The sequence below is a fragment of the Pontibacter sp. HJ8 genome (genome assembly GCF_054824225.1).
This window is the reverse complement of record NZ_JSYF01000161.1, coordinates 1-6,301: the sequence shown is the minus strand read 5'-3', so window position 1 is coordinate 6,301 and position 6,301 is coordinate 1. Positions and strand designations below refer to the sequence as shown.

Genomic DNA, 6,301 nt, shown 5'->3' with positions numbered 1-6,301 from the left:
TTGTGACGACCGACATCATCAACGAGTACTTTGGCAAGGAAGGCGTCAAGAAAGTAAGTTTACTGACAGTCATCCTTATCCTCTATGCTTTTCTGGTCATCACGGCGGTAACCGGCTTACCGGCTGCCCCTTTCTGGGTGGAACTCAACAACCGGGATGCCCAGGGGAATCCCTTCAACATTGACTACGCGTTCAACTCCATCTACCGGCAGGGGCTCGGCATCATCATTGGGTCCCTGGTGGCGTTTCTGATCGGGCAGTTTCTGGATGCGAGCGTGTTTCATTGGCTGCGCAGCTTCACCGGCAGCAAAATGATCTGGCTTCGGGCCACCGGCTCCACCCTGGTCTCGCAGCTGATCGATAGCGTGGTGGTGCTCTTTGTCGCTTTCTACCTGTTTGGCAACTGGTCGCTGGGGCTGGTTTTTTCAGTTGCTGTTATCAACTATATCTACAAGTTCATCATTGCCATTGTACTCACGCCGTTGCTATACCTGGCGCACTACCTCATTGATGGGTATCTGGGCCAGCGTGTTGCCGAAAATATGATCGAAGAAGCCGCAGTCGATAGCCAGGAATAGCCTGCGACGTAAGATTATTTGGAATCATCGTGCAGGCATAGCTATCTTTGTGGCCTTGCAAAACAAAATGGCTGCACACTTAGCACATACACAGATCTTCATCACCGGGTACGTCCTGCACGACCTGTAACAGTTCTCATTTCTGATTTTTGGGCTGTGTGGCCCTTCCCTTTTTCTGTTTTATTATTTTTTACAAAGGACTATTATGTTCAGAGGAATCCTTTTGGTATTTCTCGGAGCCTGCAGCTTCGGTATCTTATCAACATTTGTTAAACTGGCTTACAAAGAAGGCTATACCTTAGGTGATGTGACCGGCACACAGGTATTCTTTGGCTTCCTTATCCTGTGGGGCGTTGTATTGCTCCGCCAACTTTTGGGCCATCGGGCCGAAAGCACCTCCCTGACCGATAAGCTCAAACTGGTGGCAATGGGCACCAGCACCGGCCTGGTGAGCATCTTCTACTATAAATGCGTGCAGACGGTACCTGCGTCCATCGCTATCCTGCTGCTGATGCAGTTCACCTGGATGAGTTTGCTGCTGGAAGCCGTGATCAAAAGAAAACTACCCAAACCAGCACAGGTAGGTATGGTGGTGCTGGTGCTCATCGGTACGGCCATGGCCGGCCGCCTGTTCTCTGGCTCGCTGCCAAACTTCGACCTGGTGGGCGTCGGTTATGGGATATTGGCCGCTGCCTGCTATTCCGTCTTCCTGTTGGTGAGCGGTTCGGCAGGGAATAACCTGCACCCTACGACCAAATGTGCGCTCATCCTCACCGGAGCCTGTACACTGATCTTCACGATCTTTCCTCCTGTGTTCCTGGTAAATGGCGCACTCGGCAGCGGCCTCCTTAAATGGGGTCTTACACTGGCCGTATTCGGCACGGTCATACCTCCCCTGTTCTTTGCCTATGGTATACCGCGCATCGGCCTGGGCGTAAGTGCGATCCTGAGCGCTGCCGAGCTTCCGGTCGCTGTGGTGATGTCCAGTGTGGTGCTGCAGGAGGAAGTATGGCCTGTACAGTGGATGGGCGTGGCCCTGATCCTGGTAGCCATTGTGCTCTCCAACCTGGGCGCTGTTTATAAAAAGTTATCTCCTAAACAGCTGAAGACTGCCTGAAACGATTTGTTCTATTTCTACCCTAGCCTAAATGAAGCTAGGGAGGAAGGTAGAGAATAATCAAGATTTGATTTTTTTTTGTGGCTGGGTGTTTGCTTTCGGGCATGGCACCCGGTCATTTTTTTTGTACTTCTTTTGCATTCCGCAGACGCTTCCACCTTATTCTGATACAATTTTGAAATGTTGTATCAGCCGGCACAACTCCATCCGAAAGTGTGCGTATTCTTCACTTCCGGAGACGATTCCGGGCGCATCACCGGTTCGGACAGGTGGATGCAGCGCACAATAAATCACCCATTCCTTTAGTTAAATAAACAGAGTACACACAATTTCAGTCAGGTGAGAAGGTCCGCTACGTGACTTCCTGTAGCCTAGCATCTCCCCTCCGGATGAATGGATGTGTACCTGGTCGTTAAAATACAAAGCGCCTTAATTATGAAGACGATTCTTTCCTTACTCGTTCTATTTTCAATAACCCTTGGCTTACAACAGGTACAGGCACAGGAAGGCAGGAGCTATGAGGAGTGGCTCCAGTCATCTGCCAGCGGAAAAAAAACGGTTGCAGCAAAGCCAGCCAGATCGACTAAACCGGCAGCCAGACCTGCCGCAGAGGAGAAAGCAACGGCCCCTGCTGCCGCCTTGGCAGCGCCCATGGGCACTTTCAAAGGCAACCTTCCCTGCGCTGACTGCCAGGGCATCACGACAGAACTCTCGCTGAATGGTGGCTCCAACGGCACCAGCCGCACCTTTACCCTGAAGCAGACCTACCAGGGAAAGCCCGCTGACAAAGGCGTGGTCACGAGCAGCGGCAAGTGGTTTCTGGCCAAAGGCAACAAACAGGATCCGGACGCGGTGATACTGCAACTCATCCCGACAGCAGGCAACATAGACCCAATGTACTTTCTGCAGGTAAGCGAATCGGAAGTGAAGCTGCTGGACCGGCAACAGGCCGAAATAGCGAGCCGGAACAATTACTCCCTCAAGAAACAGTAAGCCCCAGGTATAGAATTGTGCCGCGTTGGGTGGGCGTGTTTTCAGCATTTTGCGTTACTTTGTAACCGAAAACAATATCCAGACTATGGCACGTTATCTTACGGGCATTCAGAGTACAGGCCGTCCACACCTGGGCAACCTGCTGGGTGCCATACTACCTGCAATCGAATTATCCAGAACCTCCGACCAGGAGGCCCTTTTCTTTATAGCTGACCTGCACTCGCTCACGACCGTGCGTGAACCGCAGGTGCTGCGCCACAACACGTATTCGGTGGCGGCTGCCTGGCTGGCTTGCGGCTTCGATACCGACAAGCACATCCTCTACCGCCAGTCTGACGTGCCCATGGTAACGGAACTGACCTGGTACCTGAACTGCTTTGCTCCGTTCCCGATGCTGGCCAATGCCCATTCGTTCAAAGACAAGTCGAGCCGCCGCGGACTGGCAGATGTGAATGCCGGTTTGTTCACTTATCCTGTGCTGATGGCGGCTGATATTCTCATGTATGATGCCAACATCGTACCCGTAGGCAAAGACCAGATCCAGCACCTGGAAATCACCCGGGACATTGCCAGTTCCTTCAACCACATCTACGGCGATACCTTTGTGCTGCCCGATGCGAAGACTGATGAAACGGTCATGACGGTGCCTGGCATCAACGGCGAAAAGATGAGCAAGTCCTATGGCAACATCATCGACATCTTTGAAGCGGACAAACCCCTGCGCAAAACCATTATGAGTATTGTGACGGACAGTACGCCCCTCGAAGATCCCAAAGACCCCGATGAGGATACCACCTTCAAACTCTACACCCTGCTGGCCAGCCCGGAGGAAATAGAGGCCATGCGCAACAACTACCTGAACGGGGGCTACGGCTATGGCCATGCCAAGCAAGCGCTCTATGAGCTGATCGTGCGCAAGTATGCCAAAGAGCGTGAATTGTTCAAGTACTACATGGACAACTTGGGTGAGATAGACAAAAAGCTACTCGAAGGGGCCGAAAAGGCAAAAGCGATTGCAGCGCCGGTCTTGCAACGCGTGCGACAGAAATTAGGGTATTAAGCATACCTAACCTATACCTGATCAAGGGAGCGGCAACTGATACCATTTCAGTTGCCGCTCCCTTTTTTGAGCCTCCTCCCAGGCAGCCGCTCTACCTGGTGGCCCGTTCCGGGATCAGGGTATTTCTAATCGCAAAACAGCGCTTACATTTTCTTGCTATACCTGCCCCTTCCTTTCAGTTCCGGGTTTTGGATTGCGCCTGCTCCGGGTTCTGTTCCCGATGGCGGGCAGTAGCTATACCTGAGCAAATGCACAACCTCTTCCCCTACCCTTCCACCTGGACTTATTCTGCTTCCAAATTTATTTTGCGCATTTTCCAAAACTTTGATAAGCCCGGAGGGTGGGATTCTCGTAAAATTGATATCCTGTTTTAAGAGCCCTAATCAATCTGCCCGCTATGAATCCCACACATCAAAACTTCAAAACAACGGAAGGTATAGAAGAACTTCAATCCGCAACGTATAGCCAGAATCCATTGCCCCGTGTCGTACTCCGCCACAACACCCAATATCTGCTGGACGGACAATGGTATTTTGAACTCGATAACCAGGACCGCGGGCTGCGTGAGGCCTGGTATCTGGGCCACCGTTACGAATACACTGCCCACTGGCCCGGCTCCGTCGAAACACACATGGCAGCGGCCAGGGGGCAGCAACAGACGCCCGCCTGGCAGGACAAGGTCATTGCCTGGTACGAGCGGGAGTTTCCACGGCCTGAGCGCAAAACATCGTCTCCTTCCATGTTTCAGATCACCTTCGGGGCATCGGGCTACGCGACACGTGTGTGGCTCAACGGGCGGCTTCTGAGAACGATCAATGGCGAAGAAGTGCATTACGGAGAGTATACTTCCTTTTCTTATGAACTGGAGGAGGAACATCTGCTGCCGGTCAATTACCTCACAGTACGTATAGAATCGTCGATGGATGCTGAGATCCCGCGCGGAAAACAGGAATCGCATGTCTACAAACGCGGCGGCATCTGGTACCAGACCTATACCGGAGCCGTGCGGAGCGTATGGCTGGAAACGGTGGAGCGAAACCGCCTGCGGTCCAGGATAGGGGTCATCAGCGTGATTGAAGATTCTCTGGTGCGGTTTAACTTTACTACCCGCATACATGACCCGGGCTTGTATACCTTGCGCCTCAGCATATACGAACGGGAAGGAGAGAAAAAAGAACCGCTCTCGGTTGCAGACTTTCCGCTGCCACTGGAAGCCGGGCAAAAGCAACAGTACGTGGTCATGGAATTGCCTGACGCGGAGATATGGTCCCCGGAAAACCCGCACCTTTACCGGCTGGTAGCCCAGTTGATAGACCCGCATGGTTATGCAGCAGAGATAGAAGCGAACTTTGGGTTGAGAAAGTTTGAGGCGCGGGGACGGCACCTCTACCTCAACAACGAGGAAATCTACATCGATGGCATCCTGTACCAGCCCGGCACGGCCACGTACGAAGAGATGAGGCGGCATATGTTTGCGATGAAGGAATTGGGCTGTAACCTGGTGCGCGTACACATAGCGGGTGTCGATCCCCGCATTTACAACCTCGCCGATGAGATCGGGCTGTTGCTGTGGGTAGAGGTCCCCAGCCCCCACAGCTCTACCCCCAAAAGCCGTGAAAACCACAAAGCGGAGCTGCTTCGGATGCTCTCTTTGATCGAGACCAATCCATCGGTCGTGATCTGGAGCCTGTACAATGAAGATTGGGGTGCCCAGGATATTGCCACCAACCCGCAAACGCGCAAATATATTATGGACGCCTTCCACTACATGAAGATCCGGTATCCGCAGTTCCTGGTGGTGGACAACGACGGGTGGCAACACATCTCGTCTGAAGGAAAACTCAAGTCTGACCTGCTCACCGTCCACTTGTACACGCCCGAACTTGACCGGTGGAAGGAGATGCTGGACCAGCTAATGCAAGGGCAGATGGAGGGTGTGGCAGCCTTTCCGCTGGTAGTGGGTGATCCTTACTTCTACCGGGGTCAAACGCCTATTATCGTCAGTGAGTGGGGTGGCTTTGGCTTTTCAGACTACGGAGGACCGGAAGGATTAGAGGAGCGGGCTGACCGGATACGCATCTTTAAACAGGAGCTTCGCAAACGTGCCATTGCCGGAGATATTTATACCCAGGCCACCAACATAGAGGATGAGCGCAACGGACTCATTGACCCCCATACAGGGGCCTTATCTGTTCCTTCCGGATTACTAAACTCCAGAGAAGAAGAAAAAAAAGTTGACAAGAAAACGAGCGATCAGACCAGCTGAAGCGCTGGCGCCTGTCCAACTTCGGCCTTAAAAATTGACTTATCCAGTAGCCTACAAACACCTGTCGCCACGATGAGCCGTGGCGACAGGTGTTTGTAGGCTGTTCATTTTCTTACTGAAATTCATTTTTGCTGATGGTAGCCTTTACGCTATTCAGTATGCCTGCCTCCTTCTTCAGTTTTAAGGAAACACCCGCCAGGGCGACATCTTGCGTGTACTTTTCTTCAAGCCGCTTAAACAAGGTCAATGCCTGGGCCACTACCTGGTCCATGTTGTAGTATTTGTAA

General features: G+C 52.4%; 5 protein-coding genes. All 5 read left to right on the top strand.

The window, feature by feature from the left end; all coding sequences use genetic code 11:
• Positions 1–578, top strand: a 578-nt coding sequence (locus tag OB13_RS08290; protein ID WP_461489691.1) for a queuosine precursor transporter, incomplete at its 5' end; no start/stop codon positions are given.
• A gap of 205 nt (positions 579–783) precedes the next feature.
• Entirely contained in the window at positions 784–1,695 is a 912-nt protein-coding gene (locus OB13_RS08285; protein WP_461489690.1) for an EamA family transporter, read from the top strand.
• Positions 1,696–2,130: 435 nt separating this feature from the next.
• Entirely contained in the window at positions 2,131–2,688 is a 558-nt protein-coding gene (locus OB13_RS08280) for a copper resistance protein NlpE N-terminal domain-containing protein (RefSeq protein WP_461489689.1), read from the top strand.
• Positions 2,689–2,773: 85 nt separating this feature from the next.
• The gene (trpS, locus tag OB13_RS08275; protein ID WP_461489688.1) at positions 2,774–3,748 is read left to right on the top strand and encodes a tryptophan--tRNA ligase; all 975 of its coding nucleotides are present in this window, start codon (positions 2,774–2,776) and stop codon (positions 3,746–3,748) included.
• A gap of 397 nt (positions 3,749–4,145) precedes the next feature.
• Positions 4,146–6,014, top strand: a complete 1,869-nt coding sequence (locus tag OB13_RS08270) for a glycoside hydrolase family 2 protein (protein ID WP_461489687.1) — start codon at positions 4,146–4,148, stop codon at positions 6,012–6,014.
• Positions 6,015–6,301: the final 287 nt, after the last annotated feature.

What these genes read in the sequence shown, in the direction of transcription:
- trpS (WP_461489688.1), top strand. Translation starts at nt 2,774, where the DNA reads ATGGCACGTTATCTTACGGGCATTCAGAGTACAGGCCGTCCACACCTG.
- OB13_RS08280 (WP_461489689.1), top strand. Translation starts at nt 2,131, where the DNA reads ATGAAGACGATTCTTTCCTTACTCGTTCTATTTTCAATAACCCTTGGC.
- OB13_RS08270 (WP_461489687.1), top strand. Translation starts at nt 4,146, where the DNA reads ATGAATCCCACACATCAAAACTTCAAAACAACGGAAGGTATAGAAGAA.
- OB13_RS08285 (WP_461489690.1), top strand. Translation starts at nt 784, where the DNA reads ATGTTCAGAGGAATCCTTTTGGTATTTCTCGGAGCCTGCAGCTTCGGT.